Here is a 17,141-nt window from a genome sequence, read left to right as displayed (position 1 = left end):
TGGCGGGTCTACTTCACACAATACACACCGGCTGCACCGGTATTCAGAGATGATCAGCTATGCTTGAGCGGCGAAGGGAAACGTAAGTGGTTCAGCACTCAATGGACATCAGATTCACTCAACGGCTTTCCTATAAGCAGGCCCGCCTGACCGTCCTGGTGGGCTTCGTGCTGGGCACCTTGCTCAGCCTGATGCAGATCGGCATCGATTATGCCAGCGAAGACGCGTCGATCAACCGTGAAATCCTCTCGCTGCTGGAAATCAGCCACAACCCGGCCTCGCGCATCGCCTACAACATCGACGCCGAGCTCGCCCAGGAGCTGTCCATGGGCCTGTTGCGCTCACCGGCCATCATCGGGGCCGAGCTGATCGACAACAACAATACCGTGCTCGCCAGCGTCAAGCGGCCCGAGCTGCAAAGCAGCTACCGGTTCATCAGCGACTTCCTGTTCGGCGCCCAGCGTCAGTTCGAGGACCGCCTCTACTTGGACCACCTGCCCGGTGAATCCCTGGGCATGCTGCGACTGGACGTCGACACCTATGCGTTCGGCAGTCGTTTCCTGCGCCGTGCCGAAGTCACCTTGCTCAACGGCTTTGCCCGCAGCCTGATCCTGACCGGCCTGCTGCTGGCGCTGTTCTACGTGATGCTGACCAAGCCCCTGGTGCGAGTCATCCGTGAGCTGAGCAGCCGCGACCCGAGCAGCATTGAACAGAACCGCCTGGAATGCCCTGCCGGCCACCAGTCCGATGAAATCGGCGTACTGGTTTCCGTCGCCAACCAGCAGTTCGAAAACATCTCCACCGAAATCCAGCAGCGGCGCACGGCCGAAAATCGCCTCACCGAATACCTCGCGCAACTGGAGAACATCGTCTCGGCACGCACCGCCGAACTCAAGGCCAGCAATGCCCGCCTCAGCCAGTCCAACGAGGAACTGGAAGTGGCCCGGCGCACGGCCCTGGACATGGCCGAGGCCCGCTCCGCCTTCCTCGCCAACATGAGCCACGAGATCCGCACACCACTCAACGGCCTGCTGGGAATGATCGCCCTGTCCCTGGACGGCCCCCTGACGGCCGAACAACAACAGCAACTATCGATTGCCCATGACTCGGGCAAGGTATTGGTCGAACTGCTCAACGATATCCTCGACCTGTCGAAATTCGACGCCGGTCAACTGGAACTCGAACGCATCCCGTTCGACCTCGGCTCCCTGGTGGAGGATACCGCCAACCTGCTTTCCCAGAACGCGGCACCCAGTGTCGAACTGGCCTGCCTGATCGACCCACAGTTCCCGGCGCAGGTACTCGGCGACCCGACCCGGGTGCGTCAGATCGTCAGCAACCTGCTGTCCAACGCACTGAAGTTCACGCGCTTCGGCCGGGTCGACGTGAAGTTGAGTCATTACGAAGGCGGCGTGCGCATCGAGGTCTGCGACACGGGCATCGGTATCCCCCAGGAAGCCCAGGCGAGAATCCTGCAGCCGTTCACCCAGGCCGGCGCCGGGATTACCCGCCAGTTCGGTGGCACCGGGCTGGGCCTGGCACTGACCTACAACCTCTGCGAAGCCATGCAGGGCCGGTTGACCATCAGTTCCGAGGCCGGCTTTGGCAGTCAGTTCTGTGCCGACCTGCCCCTGCCCTGCCATCTCCCGGCAACGCCGGTCGAACCGTTGCGCGGCAACGTCGTCGCCATCACCGCCAGCAGCAGCGGCCTGGCCGAGTTGCTGGGCATGCTGTTGCCGGGATGGGGCCTGGATTATGTGCAGCGCTCCATCGACGACGGGTTGCTGGGGCTCACACCCGACGTACTGATTACCGACTGCCCGGAATGCCTGTTCAACCTGCGGCCAACCTTTGACGCACCGATCCTGCTGGTGACCGCCTATGGCAGCTTCATGCCCAGCGAAGAAGCCGCCGCCCTCGCCCCGCTGATACAACAGGCCCGGCCGCTGGCGCGCCACGCGCTGTACCAGATTCTGCGGCGCGCCATGCAAAGCGAGGCGACTGTCATCAATGACGCACAGATCGAAGCCATGGCGCCGTCCAGGCGTGGAAGGGTGCTGCTGGTGGAGGACAACCCGGTCAACCAACTGGTGGCCAAGGGGATGTTGGTAAAACTGGGCTGCGAAGTCACCGTCGCGGCCCACGGCGGCGAAGCCCTGGATCAACTGGAACAGCGGGTGTTCGACCTGGTGTTGATGGACTGCAACATGCCGGTGATGGATGGCTACGAAGCCAGCCGACAGATCCGCCAAAGCGGGCGCTGGTCGGACCTGCCGATTGTCGCCCTGACGGCCAACGCAATGCCCGAGGAACGCGAGCGCTGCCGTGCGGCCGGCATGAACGATTACCTGTCCAAGCCGTTCCGCCGCGAAGAACTGGCGGCAGTGCTGGACCAGTGGGTGCCGACTACGTCAGCGCTTTGATCTGGCCCAACAGGTGATCGAGACCGTCTCGCAACGTTCCGAGGCGGTCCAGGTCGATACCGCTGTCGCACAACAGGCGGGCCTTGAGCGGGCCGACCTGTTCACGCAAGGCTCGCCCTGCAGTCGTCAGGCTCAAGTGCACCTCCCGCTCGTCCCGGGCCGAACGCTGGCGCTGGACCAGGTCCAGCTGTTCCAGGCGTTTGAGCAGCGGCGTCAGCGTGCCGGAATCCAGCAGCAAACGCTCACCCAGGGCCTTGACCGTCGGCTGTGGCGGGGCCGTGTCCTGCCATTCCCACAGCACCAGCATCGCCAGGTATTGCGGATAGGTCAGGCCGAGTTGATCGAGCATCGGCTTGTAGCCACGGATCACTGCGCGCGAAGCAGCGTACAGCTTGAAGCACAACTGGCTGTCGAGCTTCAGCGAATCGACTGACAGGTCATTCATTTGAGCAGCGCTTCGATCTCACCGGTCAGGTCCTGGGGCTTGGTGGTCGGTGCAAAACGCTTGACCACTTGGCCGTCCTTGCCGATCAGGAACTTGGTGAAATTCCACTTGATGCCTTTGGACCCCAGCACGCCGGGCGCTCGCTGTTTAAGCTGGACGAACAGGGGATGGGCGTTGGCGCCGTTGACCTCGATTTTCTTGAACAGCGGAAAACTCACACCGAAGTTCAGCTCGCAGAAATCGGTAATCGCCCCCTCGTCGCCCGGCTCCTGCTTGCCGAACTGATTGCAGGGAAAGCCCAACACCACCAGGCCCTGGTCCTTGTAGGTCTGCCACAACGCCTCAAGCCCCTTGTACTGCGGAGTGAACCCGCACTGGCTGGCCGTGTTGACCACCAGCACAGCCTTGCCGGCGAAATCGGCGAGGGTCTTTTGCTCACCCTTGATGGTGGTGCACGGGATGCTCAGCAGGTTGTCGCTCATGGCAAAGGCTCCGGAAAATTCATAGGACAGGCGGCGAAGATAGCGAACGATTCAATTGTGTGCAATTTAATTGTCCGACCCATGCCCTGTGGAGCCCACAGGGGAGTTGGGATGAACAGTCTCTACCGGGGCACCAGGTCCAGGCACACCGAGTTGATGCAGTACCGCAAACCCGTGGGCGGCGGGCCGTCGGGGAAGACGTGGCCCAGGTGGGCGTCGCATTTGGCGCAGACCACCTCGGTGCGAATCATGCCGTGGCTGACGTCCCGCACCTCCACCACCGCGCTGCCCTCGATCGGCGCGTAGAAACTCGGCCAGCCACAACCGGAATCGAATTTGGTCTGCGAATCGAACAACGGCTCGTTGCAGCAGATGCAGTGATACACGCCGTCGGTCTTGGTGGCGTTGTATTTACCGGAGAATGGCCGTTCGGTGCCCTTCAGCCGACAGACGTTGTACTGCTCCGGGTCGAGCATGGAGCGCCATTCTTCAAGGGTTTTTTCCAACTTTTCCATCGTCCTACCTCGGCAATTGAAAAAGCCCGATCCGACGCTTTTCCGCAGATCGGGCGGCACGTATGATTGCGCCTCGTCAGACGCCAGTCTGGCAGTCACGTCATGCGCATTCAAACGGATTGTGGCGCCTATACCGCGTCAGGCCTGGGCACAGACGCAGGATTCCCAGTACGGTAGTTCATACACCGCCTGGATCGTTCATTTTCGGGAACACATCGCCATGCAGGTCAGCAAATCGAACAAGCTCGCCAACGTCTGCTACGACATTCGCGGCCCGGTGCTCAAGCACGCCAAACGCCTGGAAGAGGAAGGCCATCGCATCCTCAAGCTGAACATCGGTAACCCGGCCCCCTTTGGTTTCGAAGCGCCCGATGAAATCCTCCAGGACGTCATCCGCAACCTGCCGACCGCCCAGGGCTACAGCGACTCCAAGGGCCTGTTCAGCGCCCGCAAGGCCGTGATGCAGTACTACCAGCAGAAGCAGGTCGAAGGCGTCGGCATCGAAGACATCTACCTGGGTAATGGCGTGTCCGAGCTGATCGTGATGTCCATGCAGGCCCTGCTCAACAACGGCGACGAGGTGCTGGTGCCGGCGCCGGACTATCCGCTGTGGACCGCTGCCGTGAGCCTGTCCGGTGGCAACCCAGTGCATTACCTGTGCGATGAACAGGCCAACTGGTTTCCCGACCTCGCGGACATCAAGGCCAAGATCACGCCCAATACCAAGGCACTGGTGATCATCAACCCGAACAACCCGACCGGCGCCGTGTATTCCAGGGAAGTGCTGCTGGGCATGCTGGAACTGGCCCGCCAGCACAACCTGGTGGTGTTTTCCGACGAGATCTACGACAAGATCCTCTACGACGACGCCGTGCACATCTGCACTGCATCCCTGGCACCGGACCTGCTGTGCCTGACCTTCAACGGCCTGTCCAAATCCTATCGGGTAGCGGGTTTCCGTTCAGGCTGGGTCGTTATTTCCGGTCCCAAGCATCACGCCCAGAGCTACATCGAAGGCATCGACATGCTGGCCAACATGCGCCTGTGTGCCAACGTGCCGAGCCAGCATGCGATCCAGACGGCGCTGGGCGGCTACCAGAGCATCAACGACCTGGTCCTGCCCCAGGGCCGGCTGCTGGAACAGCGCAATCGAACCTGGGAACTGCTCAACGACATTCCCGGCGTCAGTTGTGTCAAGCCGATGGGCGCGCTGTATGCCTTCCCGCGGATCGACCCGAAGGTCTGCCCGATCCACAACGATGAAAAATTCGTCCTCGACCTGCTGCTGTCCGAGAAGCTGCTGGTGGTCCAGGGCACGGCGTTCAACTGGCCATGGCCGGATCACTTCCGCGTCGTGACCCTGCCGCGGGTCGATGACCTCGACCAGGCCATTGGCCGGATCGGCAACTTCCTCAAGTCCTACCGTCAATAAGCCAGACAGCGTGCGGGGAGCCCTCGCCTCGCACGCTGTTTGATTCAGCAACATATCCGTTCTGCCGACTCCACCACGCCTTCTACACTAGGGGTTGGGCAGCCAACGGGCACCCCGGCTCAATGTTCACGGGGGGCAGGCGCCATATTTTTTTCCCCAGTCACTTTCAGAAAAGTCTTTCAAACATTTAGGACAGCTGTAGGACACAGTTTGAAATAGTCGGCGAGTTGAATAGCCTGCGGCGGCACCTTATATACCCCGCATAACGCTACATCTTTAGCACGAGGAGATTTTCACAACCATGATGCGCATCCTGCTGTTCTTGGCCACTAACCTGGCGGTCGTGCTGATTGCCAGCATCACCCTGAGCCTCTTCGGCTTCAACGGGTTCATGGCGGCCAATGGGGTTGATCTCAACCTCAATCAGCTGCTGATTTTCTGTGCGGTGTTCGGTTTCGCCGGTTCCCTGTTCTCGCTGTTCATCTCCAAGTGGATGGCGAAGATGAGCACCAGCACCCAGATCATCAGCCAGCCGCGCACTCGCCACGAACAATGGCTGCTGCAAACCGTCGAGCAGTTGTCCCGCGAAGCCGGCATCAAGATGCCCGAAGTCGGTATATTCCCGGCCTACGAGGCCAACGCCTTCGCCACCGGCTGGAACAAGAACGACGCACTGGTCGCCGTCAGCCAGGGCTTGCTCGAGCGCTTCTCGCCCGATGAAGTCAAGGCCGTGCTGGCCCACGAGATCGGCCACGTCGCCAACGGCGACATGGTGACCCTGGCACTGATCCAGGGCGTGGTGAACACCTTCGTGATGTTCTTTGCCCGGATCATCGGCAACTTCGTCGACAAGGTGATCTTCAAGAACGAAGAAGGCCAGGGCATCGCCTACTACGTGGCGACCATCTTCGCTGAGCTGGTACTGGGCATCCTCGCCAGCGCCATCGTCATGTGGTTCTCGCGCAAGCGCGAGTTCCGCGCCGACGACGCCGGCGCACGCCTGGCCGGCACCAGCGCCATGATCGGTGCCCTGCAACGTCTGCGCGCCGAGCAAGGCTTGCCGGTGCACATGCCCGACACCCTGAATGCCTTTGGCATCAACGGTGGCATCAAGCAGGGCCTGGCTCGCATGTTCATGAGCCACCCGCCGCTGGAAGAACGTATTGACGCACTGCGTCGTCGGGGTTGATCGCTGGGATCAAAAAACCGCAGTAATGTTGTTCACTTAGAAAAAACGGCGCTTCTTTCAGAAATGGGAAGCGCCGTTTTTTTGGCTTTTTTTGCGGTACTTGTTTTGGTGTGTATATCCATTGCTGCGGTAACGGCGGCTTAGGGTTCCGCTCTTACAGCGGCTCACTTTTGAGAAGCGCAAAAGTAAGCAAAACGCTCATACCCCACCACTCGGTGCCTCGCTTAGGCTCGGCATGCCCTCACTCCGGCATTGCTCCGTGGGCCGCCGCGAAGGGCCATCCATGGCCCAGCGCGGCTAACCCGGCATCCATGCCGGGTTGCCCACTGCGCAATGCCTGCGTTCGGCCATCGTGGTTAACGGGGCGCCGAGATCAACGTCCACCGCGAGGCGGCCTGATAGCCGACCTGGCTCTTGTAAGACCGTGTTCCTCCTGTGGGAGCGAGCCTGCTCGCGAAAGCGGAGGGTCAGTTTGCGGTGATGTTGGATGTGCCGGCGCCATCGCGAGCAAGCTCGCTCCCACAGGGGGGCGCTGAAGATCCAGTGTGGGAGCGAGCTTGCTCGCGATAGCGGTCGCTCAGCCACATAGATGCTGGCATGAGCCCTGCTCTTGCTCTTGCTCTTGCTCTTGCTCTTGCTCTTGCTCTTGCTCTTGCTCTTGCTTTGGATCTTGATCTGAACGCCCCGTTAAACCACGCTGGCCGAACGCAGGCATTGCGCAGTGGGCATCCCGGCATGGATGCCGGGATAGCCGCGCTGGGCCATGGATGGCCCTTCGCGGCGGGCCCACGGAGCAATGCCTTCGTTCAGGCATGCCGAGCCTAAGCGAGGCACCGAGTGGTGGGGCAAAGCGCTTTTGGTTGCTTTTGGCTGGTCCGGCTCCCGGCTCTTACAAAAGTGACCCGCTGTAAGAGCGGAACCCTAAGCAGCCGTTACCGCAGCAACGGATATGTACTCAATCAACAAAATCCAGGCCACCTGTCAGGCCGCCTTCGCGAGCAAGCTCGCTCCCACAAAGGAACTTGGGTGACCACAGGTTTTGTGTTCACAGCAGATCCAATGTGGGAGCGAGCATGCTCCCGATGGCATCAGCACAACCACCGCTTCAACCTCTGGACAGCCGATAAACACGCTCATCCAACCGTTTCACACCCGCCTGCAAAAACTTCCAGCTCTCCCCCAGTACATCCTGCTCCTGCAACACCTCCAACTGCCAGACACCTCCCAGCAGCCGCTGCACCTCATCATCCCCGACGGAAAACGGTGGGCCAGGCATTTCATCCTGGTTGTAATCCAAGGTAATCAACAAGCCGACCCCATCGGGCAAGATCTTCTGCAGATGAGCCGCGTACCGTTCGCGCATCGGAAGGGGCAACGCGATTAATGCAGCGCGGTCGTACAGGGCCGTGCAATCGGCCACATCCTGCGGGTCCAGGGCAAAGAAATCACCGCAGCGAATCTCGATATCACCGGCACGGAACACCCTGAAAGCGCCCTCTTCACTTACAACCGCCTCAAGCTGATGCTCAAGGAAAAAATCCGTGGCGGCTTTTTCCGACAACTCCACGCCCAGCACCGAATAGCCCTGATGAGCCAGCCACAGCAGATCCAGGCTTTTGCCACACAACGGCACCAGCACCCGACTGCCCTGGGCCAATCCCAATTGCGGCCAGAAACGTTGCAGGTAGGGGTTCACCTCCGGCAAGTGAAAACCAATCTGGTTCGATGACCAGCGCTTGTGCCAAAAATCGGGCTCCATGATTCACTCCAAGAAATTCGATAAAAACGGGCTAAAACTTATATTAGATTTAGATCATTGACCTGATGGAAGATGACCCCATCTTAACGCTCAGGAGTCCCTTCATGCTGCCCAGCCTGTTTATCTCCCATGGCTCACCGATGCTCGCCCTGGAGCCCGGCGACAGCGGTCCGGCATTGGCTCGCCTGGCCGCTCAATTGCCCAAGCCCAAGGCCATCGTCATCGTGTCCGCCCACTGGGAAAGCAACGAACTGCTGGTCAGCGCCAATCCGCAGCCGCGCACCTGGCACGACTTCGGCGGCTTTCCACCAGCCCTGTATGAGGTGCAATACCCCGCGCCTGGCGATCCTCAACTGGCGGCGCAAGTCGCAGCCATGCTCAACACCGCGAACCTGCCGGCACGCCTCGACCCTCAACGGCCGTCCGACCATGGCGTCTGGGTGCCATTGTCTTTGATGTACCCCGAGGCCGACATCCCGGTGGTGCAGGTTTCCCTGCCCAGCCGCCAGGGACCGACACTGCAGACACAGGTCGGCCAGGCCCTGGCGAGCCTGCGTCAGCAGGGCATCTTGCTGATCGGTTCCGGCAGCATCACCCATAACCTGCGCGACCTGGACTGGAACGCCGACCCCGACAGCATCGAGCCCTGGGCCAAGGCCTTTCGGGATTGGATGGTTGAGAAGCTGGCGGCCGACGACGAGGCTGCGCTGCATGATTACCGTCGCCAGGCGCCGAACGCCGTGCGCAGCCACCCCAGCGATGAGCACTTGCTGCCGCTGTATTTTGCCCGGGGTGCGGGGAGCAAGTTCAGCATCGCCCATACGGGGTTCACGATGGGGACGCTGGGGATGGACATCTATCGGTTCGATTGACCGGGTCGCTTCAATCGCGAGCAAGCTCGCTCCCACATTGGATTTTCTGTGGGAGCGAGCTTGCTCGCGATTGGCCTCCACACCACTTTCCATGACAGAACACCAAACGACAGGCATAAAAAATCCCCGAACCAGTCGGGGATTTTTCATGTTCGATCAATCAGCCCAAGAGCCGATCAATCTTCGCGATAGCGACGCAGCTTGAGCTGCTTGCCAGCCACACGGGTGTCTTTCAGCTTGGTCAGCAACTTCTCCAGACCATCTTCCGGCAGCTCTACCAGGCTGAAGCTGTCACGCACCTGGATGCGGCCGATCGCTTCGCGGGCCAGGCCGCCTTCGTTAAGGATGGCACCCAGCAGGTTCTTGGCAGCGATGCCGTCACGGGCACCCAGCGCGGTACGGCAGCGAGCACGACCTTCGGCCAGCGGGATCGGAGCACGACGCTCGCGATCACCACGGTCCGGACGATCACCGGTGCGCTCAGGACGATCGCCACGCGGTGCGTTGTTCGGCACCAGGGGACGTTCCTTCTCGATTGCAGCCAGGTTCAGCGCTTGGCCATTGGTGGCCTTGCGCAGCAGTGCGGCGGCCAGGGCGCGTGGGGTGCAACCGATGTCGGCGGTCAGGCGATCGAGCAGATCACCGTGGGTCGATTCGGCGTCAGCCACCAGTGGCGACAGGCTGTTGGTCAGTTTCTTGATGCGAGCATCGAGAACGGCCTGGGCGTCCGGCAGGCGAACTTCAGCTACCTTCTGGCCAGTTACACGCTCGATCACTTGCAGCATGCGACGCTCACGCGGGGTGACCAGTAGCAGCGCACGGCCTTCGCGACCAGCACGGCCAGTACGGCCGATACGGTGAACGTAGGATTCCGGATCGTACGGCATGTCCACGTTGAACACGTGGGTGATGCGCGGAACGTCCAGGCCACGGGCAGCAACGTCGGTCGCCACAACGATGTCCAGGCGGCCATCCTTGAGGGAGTCGATCACGCGCTCACGCTGGTTCTGGGCAATGTCACCGTTCAGCGCAGCGGCTTTGTAGCCTTTGGCTTCCAGGGCGCTGGCCAGGTCCAGGGTCGCTTGCTTGGTGCGCACGAACATGATCAGGGCGTCGAAGTCTTCCACTTCCAGCAAGCTGAGAACGGCAGACGTCTTCTGGTCAGCGTGAACCAACAGGTGAGCCTGTTCGATCGCGGTGACGGTCTGGGTCTTGGTCTGGATCTTCACGTGTTGCGGATCGCGCAGGTGGCGCTCGGCAATGGCACGGATCGATTGCGGCAGGGTAGCCGAGAACAATACAGTCTGGCGGGTCGCTGGCAGGGCCTTGAAGATGACTTCCAGGTCATCCATGAAACCCAGCTTGAGCATTTCGTCGGCTTCGTCGAGAACCAGGTGGTTCACGGTAGCCAGGACTTTTTCGTCACGACGCAGGTGATCGCACAGACGACCCGGAGTGGCGACAACGATCTGCGCGCCATTACGGATGGCTTTCAGTTGTGGGCCCATCGGGGCACCGCCGTAAACGGCCACAACAGTAACGCCAGGCATCTGCTTGGAATAGGTTTCGAAAGCGGTTGCTACTTGCAGCGCCAACTCACGAGTTGGCGCCAGGATCAGGGCTTGCGGTTCGCGCTTGGCAGGATCGATGCGATGCAGGATCGGCAGGGCGAACGCAGCGGTTTTACCCGTACCGGTTTGCGCCTGGCCAATCATGTCGTGGCCGGCCATGATGATCGGGATCGATTGCTGCTGAATCGCCGAAGGTTCTTCGTAGCCGGTCGCAGTGACGGCAGCAAGAATGTTCGGGTTGAGATTAAAAGCGGCGAAGCCGCCGGTTTCCTGGGTCATGGGTCTGCCTCTAAGTGCATCCGCAAAGACCCATGCTCCAAAGCTGCGCATGCCGTGTTGAGACTCAAGAGTCGCCCTGGCTGCTTTGTCGGCGGGGATTTGCGAAAACGAATGAATGAAAAAGAACGTCGTGGAAGCATCCGTTGTGCGGACATGCAACCGAAGCTGACTTCGGGGAATTGCGCTACCTTGACGCGGCCCGGCTAAAGGCCGGCGCGCACTATACCGGAATTCGCCCAAAAAGGGAGCTTTTTTTATTGCCAAACACCGTTATGGGGCTCGCTGTCACAAGGCCTTGGGACAGCGAGCTAAAACGATTCACCTCCACACGTCTTCGCCCTTGTGGCGAGGGAGCTTGCTCCCGCTCGGCTGCGAAGCAGACGCCTGGGTTGATATCTGAAATCGAAGGGCCGCTTCGCGACCCAGCGGGAGCAAGCTCCCTCGCCACAGGGGCATTCACTTGCCACAAGGACTTATGGCTTTGCTCGATCAGGTCGCCGGCCGGATGGCCTTGATCAACGACTGCAACGAATAACCCAGTCGCGGTGCCAGCCCTTCGGCCCTGGCGACCAGTCCTTGCATGTCCAGCTCCTGATCCAGGTCCGCCGGCACGATGAGGATCACATTGCCCTCCTTCACCGGCAGCTCCCAATAATGCCGGTGGTACAAGCCGCGCAACAGCGCCGCCCCCAATGGCTTGCCGTCATCGGTGGCCCACTGGTTGATCACCAGCCAGCCGCCCGGGTTGAGGCGTTTCTGGCAATTTTCCAGGAAGCCCCAGGCCAGGTGCCCGACGCCAGGACCGACATCGGTATAGAGGTCGACGAAAATCAGGTCCGCCGGCTCGGCGCTTTCAAGCAGTTCCAGTGCATCGCCGACGCGGATGTACAGCCGCGGATCGTCATCCAGCCCCAGGTATTCGATGGCCAGGCGCGGCACGTCGGGGCGCAATTCGATGGCCTCGACATCTTCCAACGGCAGGAACTTGAGGCAGGCCTGGGTCAACGTACCAGCGCCCAGCCCCAGAAACAGCGCACTTTCCGGCTGCTCGTGACACAACGCGCCGATGAGCATGGCGCGGGTATAGTCATATTCGAGCCAGCTCGGATCGGCTGTGAACACGCAACTCTGCTCGATGGCATCGCCAAACTCGAGAAACCGGTAATCGGCCACTTCGAATACGCGAATCATGCCGAACTCGTCGTGCACCTCGGCGAGCAAATGCTCGACGCGCTCCTCTGTCATTTCATCTCCTGATGGTGGCCGTGCCGGCTTGAGCCTGCGAATACGGGACAAAGGCCCGATTGTCCGCGAAGCAACCGGAGCAGGTCACGCACTAATTTGCTGATAACATGGCCGTCCGAGCGTAAATCACCTAGAGATCATGATGAGCCAACCCTGGAGCCCTGACAGCTGGCGCGCCCTGCCGATCCAGCAACAACCCCGCTACCCCGACGCCGCGCACCTGTTGCAGGTGGAGCAGACCCTGGCCAGTTATCCGCCACTGGTGTTTGCCGGTGAAGCCCGGGAGTTGCGCCGTCAGTTCGCCGAGGTGACCCAGGGCCGAGCGTTCCTGCTGCAAGGCGGCGACTGCGCCGAAAGCTTTGCCGAGTTCTCGGCGGCCAAGATCCGCGACACCTTCAAGGTGCTCTTGCAGATGGCGATCGTCATGACCTTTGCCGCCGGCTGCCCGGTGGTGAAGGTCGGGCGCATGGCCGGGCAGTTCGCCAAGCCGCGCTCAGCCAACGACGAAACCATCGACGGCGTGACCTTGCCGGCCTACCGGGGCGACATCGTCAACGGCATCGGCTTCGACGAGAAAAGCCGCGTACCGGACCCGGAGCGCTTGCTGCAGTCCTACCACCAGTCCACCGCCACCTTGAACCTGCTGCGCGCCTTCGCCCAGGGCGGGTTCGCCGACCTGCACCAGGTGCACAAGTGGAACCTGGACTTCATCGCCAATTCGGCCCTGGCGGAAAAATACAGCCACCTGGCCGACCGCATCGACGAAACCCTGGCATTCATGCGCGCCTGCGGCATGGACAGCTCGCCGCAACTGCGCGAAACCAGCTTTTTCACTGCCCACGAAGCGTTGCTGCTCAATTACGAAGAAGCCTTCGTGCGCCGTGACAGCCTGACCAACGATTATTACGACTGCTCGGCCCACATGCTGTGGATCGGCGACCGCACCCGTCAGTTGGACGGCGCCCATGTCGAATTCCTGCGCGGGGTGAACAACCCGATCGGGGTCAAGGTCGGCCCGAGCATGGACCCGGACGACCTGATCCGCCTGATCGACGTGCTCAACCCGCAGAACGACCCCGGCCGACTGAACCTGATCGCCCGGATGGGCGCCAACAAGGTCGGCGAACACTTGCCGCCGCTGTTGCGCGCCGTGCAGCGTGAAGGCAAGCAAGTGCTGTGGAGCTCCGACCCGATGCACGGCAACACCATCAAGGCCAGCAGCGGCTACAAGACCCGCGACTTTGCGCAGATCCTCGGTGAAGTGAAGCAGTTCTTCCAGGTCCACGAAGCCGAAGGCACCTATGCCGGCGGGATTCACATCGAAATGACCGGGCAAAACGTCACCGAATGCATCGGCGGCGCGCGCCCGATTACCGAGGACGGGCTATCGGACCGCTACCACACCCACTGCGACCCGCGGATGAATGCCGATCAGTCGCTGGAGCTGGCGTTTTTGATTGCCGAAACCTTGAAGCAGGTTCGGCGGTAGGTTCTTCTTCGCCGGTTCAATCGCTTCGCGAGCAAGCTCGCTCCCACATTGGATCGGCGGTGAACACAAAACTTGTGGTCACCCAAGATCCCTTGCGGGAGCGAGCTTGCTCGCGAAGGCGTCGGCTCAGTCACCCTCGATCTGGGCCAATGCCACCGCCAACCGCCCCCCACTCACCCGCTGACAATTGAGCTGGACCCGCTCCAGCCCCAGCCACCGGGCCATGCGCCTCAAGTTCAGCGCCAGGGCCTGCATCCCCTCCTCGTCCAGCCCCGACGCATCCTCGTGCACGGCATGCACGGCCAACTGCCCCAAGGCCCGTTCTGCCCGCAGGTCCACCCGGGCGGCAATGCGTTCGTGTTGCAGGAACGGCAACACGTAATAGCCATACACCCGCTTGTGCACGGGGGTGTAGATCTCCAGCCGGTAGCGAAAGTCGAACAACCGCTCGGTACGGCCGCGCTCCCAGACCAGCGAGTCGAACGGCGACAGCAAGGCACTGGCGGCGACCTTGCGAGGTATTTTCGCCGCGGGCCGGCACCAGGCCGGTTGCTTCCAGCCCTGCACCTGGCAGCGCAGCAACTCTTCCAACTCAGCCAGGCGCCCGCGACAGTCGGCCGGAGCGAGGCGAAAGTAGTCGCGCAGGTCTTTCTCGGTGGCAATGCCCAAGGCGTCGGCAGCATGCACCAGCAAGCCGCGTTGGGCCTGGGCCTCGTCCGGCAACGGTTGCTGCAGGATCGCGGCCGGCAGTACCCGTTCGGGCAAGTCGTAGAGCCGCTCGAACCCGCGTCGCCCAGCCACCGTGACTTCGCCCGCGGCGAACAGCCATTCCAGCGCATGTTTCTCCGCGCTCCAGTCCCACCACGGCCCGGCCTTTTCCTTGCGCGTAGACAAACTGCCAGCACCCAGGGCGCCCTGTTCCTGGACCGCGGCCAGGACGCGGCGGATGACATCCTGGCGTTCTTGGCCGAAACGCGCCAATTGCTGGTAGATCCCTTCGCCACCCGAAGCCCGATCCATGCGCCAGCGCATCAGCGGATACATCGACATCGGCAGCAGCGACGCTTCATGGCCCCAGTATTCGAACAGCGTGCGACGTCGGCCCTGGCTCCAGGCGGCTTGATCGAGCAAATCGCGATTGTAGTGACCGAGGCGGGAGAACAGCGGGAGGTAATGCGAGCGCACCAACGCATTGACTGAGTCGATCTGCAGGACGCCGAGGCGTTCGATCAGACGGTTGAGGCGTGAGGGTTGCACCGAAGCTGGCGGTGAGCGCCCATCGAATCCTTGGGCGGCCAACGCCAGACGCCGGGCCTGTTTGAGGGTAAAGGACAGAGTCGCGGGCATGAAGATCTCCTTGTCTGCTCGCAACCTACCTCACCAATAAGGGGTTTGTGTAGGAAAGGATGGCTCATTTGTGCATTGGGTCGTCCCAGAATGGCCGAACCACTTCCTGCTCCACGTCGGCACGACTCACACCAATGTCCTTGAGCGCCTCGTCACTCATTCCGGCCAGCAGTTCGCGTTCGTGGTGCAATTCGTACCAGCGACTAAACTTGTGCAGCAGGGCGCTGACGGAAAAGCCGTGGGAGAGTTTGTCTATCAGTAGATAACCTTTTTGACCTTTCATCGTGATGTCCTCCGTTGGGGATGGATCAAGTCTCGCGCTAACGATAAGATCAATCCAACGAATGTTTCTTATGCAATACATCTCGGAGATTGATCAATTGTCGAGTTACCCGAGCATCGATACGGAAGTGCTGCGTACCTTTGTCGCCATCGCCGACCAGGGCGGTTTCACCCGGGCCGGGGAATTGGTCAATCGCACCCAGTCTGCCGTCAGCATGCAGATGAAGCGGCTGGAAGAAGACGTGTTGCAACGCCGGCTGTTCGAGCGTGATGGGCGCCAGGTCAAGCTCACCGCTGAAGGCCAGGTGCTGTTGGGTTACGCGCGACGGATCCTCAAGCTGCACAGCGAGGTGTTCAATACCCTGCGCGAACCGCACATGGTCGGCACGGTGCGCATCGGCACGCCGGACGATTACGTGATGCGCTTCCTGCCAGGCATCCTGCAGCGCTTCGCTCAGTTCTACCCGCTGATCGAAATTGAAGTGCACTGCGAATCGTCCAAGCAGTTGCTGCTGCGCCAGGACCTGGACCTGTCCATCGTCACCCGCAAACCCGGGGACGAAATCGGCCAGTTGCTGCGCAAGGAGCGCTTTGTCTGGGCCGAAGCCGCCTGCTTCAACGTCCATGAACAAACACCGCTGCCGCTGGCGATGTTCAACAGTGACTGTTTCTGCCGGCAATGGGCCTGCAATGCGCTGGATGCCATGGGCCGCGATTATCGCGTGGCATACAACAGTTCGAGCCTGTCGGCGCTCATGGCGGTGGTGGGCGCCGGCCTGGCAATCACGGCGCAACTGGAAAGCCTGCTGACCCCGGACATGCGCGTACTGGGCGAGGCTGAAGACCTGCCGGAACTGCCCGAGGCCAGCATCATGCTGATCCGCAACCTGCATAACCCATCGCCGATCACCGAGTGCCTGGCCGAGCACATCGTCGAAGGCTTCAAACTTTAAAGGCGAGTAGCACCGCGCAGAGCACCAGGAAACCGCAGAACAGCCCGCGCAACAGCCGCTCCGGCAAGGCGTGGGCGACTTTCACCCCCCAACTGATGCTCAGCAAGCCTCCGACGGCCAACGGCAGGCCGATGCTCCAGTCCACTTCGTGGTGAAACGCATACGTGGCGAGGGTCACGCCGGTACTGGGCAAGGCCAGCGCCAGGGACAAGCCTTGGGCAACCACCTGGGTGGTGCCAAAAATACTGGTCAGGATCGGCGTGGCGACAACAGCCCCGCCGACACCGAATAGACCGCCCATGGTGCCGGACGCCGCCCCCAGCACAGCGAGCCATGGCCAGCCATAACGCATCTGCGCCGAAGCCGGTGCGTTGGCGGCGAACATGCGGACCAGATTGTAGAGTGTCAGCGCGATCAGGAACGCGACGAAGCCGATCCGCATGCTGTTCGCGTCGACCCCCACGGCCCAGATCGAACCCAGCCAGGCAAAGCAGAAACCCATGCAAGCCAACGGCAGGACATGGCGCAATTCGATGCGATTGCGCTGGTGATAGCGCCACAACGCGAGCATCACGTTGGGCACCACCATGACCAGCGCCGTACCTTGGGCCAGTTGCTGGTCGAGGCCGAACCAGACGCCCAGCACCGGAATGGCAATCAGGCCGCCACCGATCCCGAACAATCCCCCTAGCGTGCCCAACACGGCACCAAACACCAAAAACAGCACAAATTCGAACAAGACGATTCCCCTTTCCTTAGGGGCCTTATCCTACGCAGTCGGCGCCAGCGGGGAAACGTAACATCGGTTCAGGGCATCAGAATTATCTGGCGCATTAAAGATTCGCCCGCTAGATTCGT

Annotated in this window: 16 protein-coding genes; 6 read left to right on the top strand and 10 right to left on the bottom strand. The window is 61.2% G+C overall.

The window, feature by feature from the left end; genetic code table 11:
• Window positions 1-101: 101 nt before the first annotated feature.
• A complete protein-coding gene (locus LOY50_RS08575) occupies window positions 102-2,423 on the top strand; it encodes a response regulator (RefSeq protein ID WP_258690619.1) in 2,322 nt (773 codons plus the stop codon).
• Here LOY50_RS08575 and LOY50_RS08570 read toward each other — a convergent pair.
• The 3 genes from LOY50_RS08570 to msrB all read right to left on the bottom strand — a co-directional run bounded on the left by LOY50_RS08570 (window position 2,407) and on the right by msrB (window position 3,865).
• Window positions 2,407-2,868 (bottom strand): MarR family winged helix-turn-helix transcriptional regulator, encoded by a 462-nt coding sequence (locus LOY50_RS08570; RefSeq protein ID WP_057451054.1) that lies wholly within the window; start codon window positions 2,866-2,868, stop codon window positions 2,407-2,409. The two genes, LOY50_RS08575 and LOY50_RS08570, sit on opposite strands and share 17 nt — an antisense overlap.
• Window positions 2,865-3,350, bottom strand: coding sequence for a glutathione peroxidase (locus LOY50_RS08565; protein WP_214510824.1), 486 nt, complete (start codon window positions 3,348-3,350; stop codon window positions 2,865-2,867). The genes LOY50_RS08570 and LOY50_RS08565 overlap by 4 nt, the downstream gene beginning before the upstream one ends.
• A 122-nt stretch (window positions 3,351-3,472) precedes the next feature.
• Entirely contained in the window at window positions 3,473-3,865 is a 393-nt protein-coding gene (gene msrB / locus LOY50_RS08560) for a peptide-methionine (R)-S-oxide reductase MsrB (protein WP_063322309.1), read from the bottom strand.
• A gap of 220 nt (window positions 3,866-4,085) precedes the next feature.
• Between msrB and LOY50_RS08555 the strand changes: the two genes are divergently transcribed.
• Window positions 4,086-5,297, top strand: coding sequence for a pyridoxal phosphate-dependent aminotransferase (locus LOY50_RS08555; RefSeq protein WP_003199412.1), 1,212 nt, complete (start codon window positions 4,086-4,088; stop codon window positions 5,295-5,297).
• 301 nt (window positions 5,298-5,598) lie between these two features.
• Window positions 5,599-6,486 (top strand): protease HtpX, encoded by an 888-nt coding sequence (gene htpX / locus LOY50_RS08550; RefSeq protein WP_003199411.1) that lies wholly within the window; start codon window positions 5,599-5,601, stop codon window positions 6,484-6,486.
• Between the two features lie 687 nt (window positions 6,487-7,173).
• On the opposite strand, the gene LOY50_RS08545 is transcribed toward htpX, so the two are convergent.
• Window positions 7,174-7,320 carry a nucleoid-structuring protein H-NS gene (locus tag LOY50_RS08545; RefSeq protein ID WP_253472691.1) on the bottom strand — a complete coding sequence of 49 codons (147 nt, stop codon included), beginning with the start codon at window positions 7,318-7,320 and terminating at the stop codon, window positions 7,174-7,176.
• A gap of 271 nt (window positions 7,321-7,591) precedes the next feature.
• On the bottom strand, window positions 7,592-8,245 hold the full coding sequence (locus tag LOY50_RS08540; RefSeq protein ID WP_258690618.1) for a thiopurine S-methyltransferase: 654 nt from the start codon (window positions 8,243-8,245) through the stop codon (window positions 7,592-7,594).
• A 104-nt stretch (window positions 8,246-8,349) separates the two neighbouring features.
• Between LOY50_RS08540 and LOY50_RS08535 the strand changes: the two genes are divergently transcribed.
• Window positions 8,350-9,117 (top strand): class III extradiol ring-cleavage dioxygenase, encoded by a 768-nt coding sequence (locus tag LOY50_RS08535; RefSeq protein WP_258690617.1) that lies wholly within the window; start codon window positions 8,350-8,352, stop codon window positions 9,115-9,117.
• 176 nt (window positions 9,118-9,293) lie between these two features.
• Here LOY50_RS08535 and LOY50_RS08530 read toward each other — a convergent pair whose 3' ends face one another.
• Both LOY50_RS08530 and LOY50_RS08525 read right to left on the bottom strand, forming a co-directional pair.
• Window positions 9,294-10,967, bottom strand: a complete 1,674-nt coding sequence (locus tag LOY50_RS08530) for a DEAD/DEAH box helicase (protein WP_014337279.1) — start codon at window positions 10,965-10,967, stop codon at window positions 9,294-9,296.
• 489 nt (window positions 10,968-11,456) lie between these two features.
• The gene (locus LOY50_RS08525; RefSeq protein ID WP_003199402.1) at window positions 11,457-12,212 is read right to left on the bottom strand and encodes a spermidine synthase; all 756 of its coding nucleotides are present in this window, start codon (window positions 12,210-12,212) and stop codon (window positions 11,457-11,459) included.
• A 142-nt stretch (window positions 12,213-12,354) separates the two neighbouring features.
• On the opposite strand from LOY50_RS08525, the gene LOY50_RS08520 reads away from it, so the two are divergent.
• Window positions 12,355-13,701, top strand: a complete 1,347-nt coding sequence (locus tag LOY50_RS08520; protein WP_003199400.1) for a class II 3-deoxy-7-phosphoheptulonate synthase — start codon at window positions 12,355-12,357, stop codon at window positions 13,699-13,701.
• Window positions 13,702-13,827: 126 nt separating this feature from the next.
• Here LOY50_RS08520 and LOY50_RS08515 read toward each other — a convergent pair whose 3' ends face one another.
• Together LOY50_RS08515 and LOY50_RS08510 are read right to left on the bottom strand one after the other, a co-directional pair.
• Entirely contained in the window at window positions 13,828-15,048 is a 1,221-nt protein-coding gene (locus tag LOY50_RS08515; protein ID WP_258690616.1) for a winged helix-turn-helix domain-containing protein, read from the bottom strand.
• 64 nt (window positions 15,049-15,112) lie between these two features.
• Window positions 15,113-15,331 (bottom strand): DUF1127 domain-containing protein, encoded by a 219-nt coding sequence (locus tag LOY50_RS08510; protein WP_003199394.1) that lies wholly within the window; start codon window positions 15,329-15,331, stop codon window positions 15,113-15,115.
• Between the two features lie 97 nt (window positions 15,332-15,428).
• On the opposite strand from LOY50_RS08510, the gene LOY50_RS08505 reads away from it, so the two are divergent.
• On the top strand, window positions 15,429-16,283 hold the full coding sequence (locus tag LOY50_RS08505) for a LysR substrate-binding domain-containing protein (RefSeq protein WP_027912697.1): 855 nt from the start codon (window positions 15,429-15,431) through the stop codon (window positions 16,281-16,283).
• Here LOY50_RS08505 and LOY50_RS08500 read toward each other — a convergent pair.
• Complete coding sequence (locus LOY50_RS08500; RefSeq protein ID WP_258690615.1) at window positions 16,273-17,022, bottom strand: sulfite exporter TauE/SafE family protein; 750 nt, start codon at window positions 17,020-17,022, stop codon at window positions 16,273-16,275. The two genes, LOY50_RS08505 and LOY50_RS08500, sit on opposite strands and share 11 nt — an antisense overlap.
• Window positions 17,023-17,141 lie beyond the last annotated feature (119 nt).

It is taken from the genome of Pseudomonas sp. B21-010 (assembly GCF_024749325.1).
Classification (GTDB): domain Bacteria; phylum Pseudomonadota; class Gammaproteobacteria; order Pseudomonadales; family Pseudomonadaceae; genus Aquipseudomonas; species Aquipseudomonas kilonensis.
This window is presented reverse-complemented; position numbering and strand designations above follow the sequence as displayed.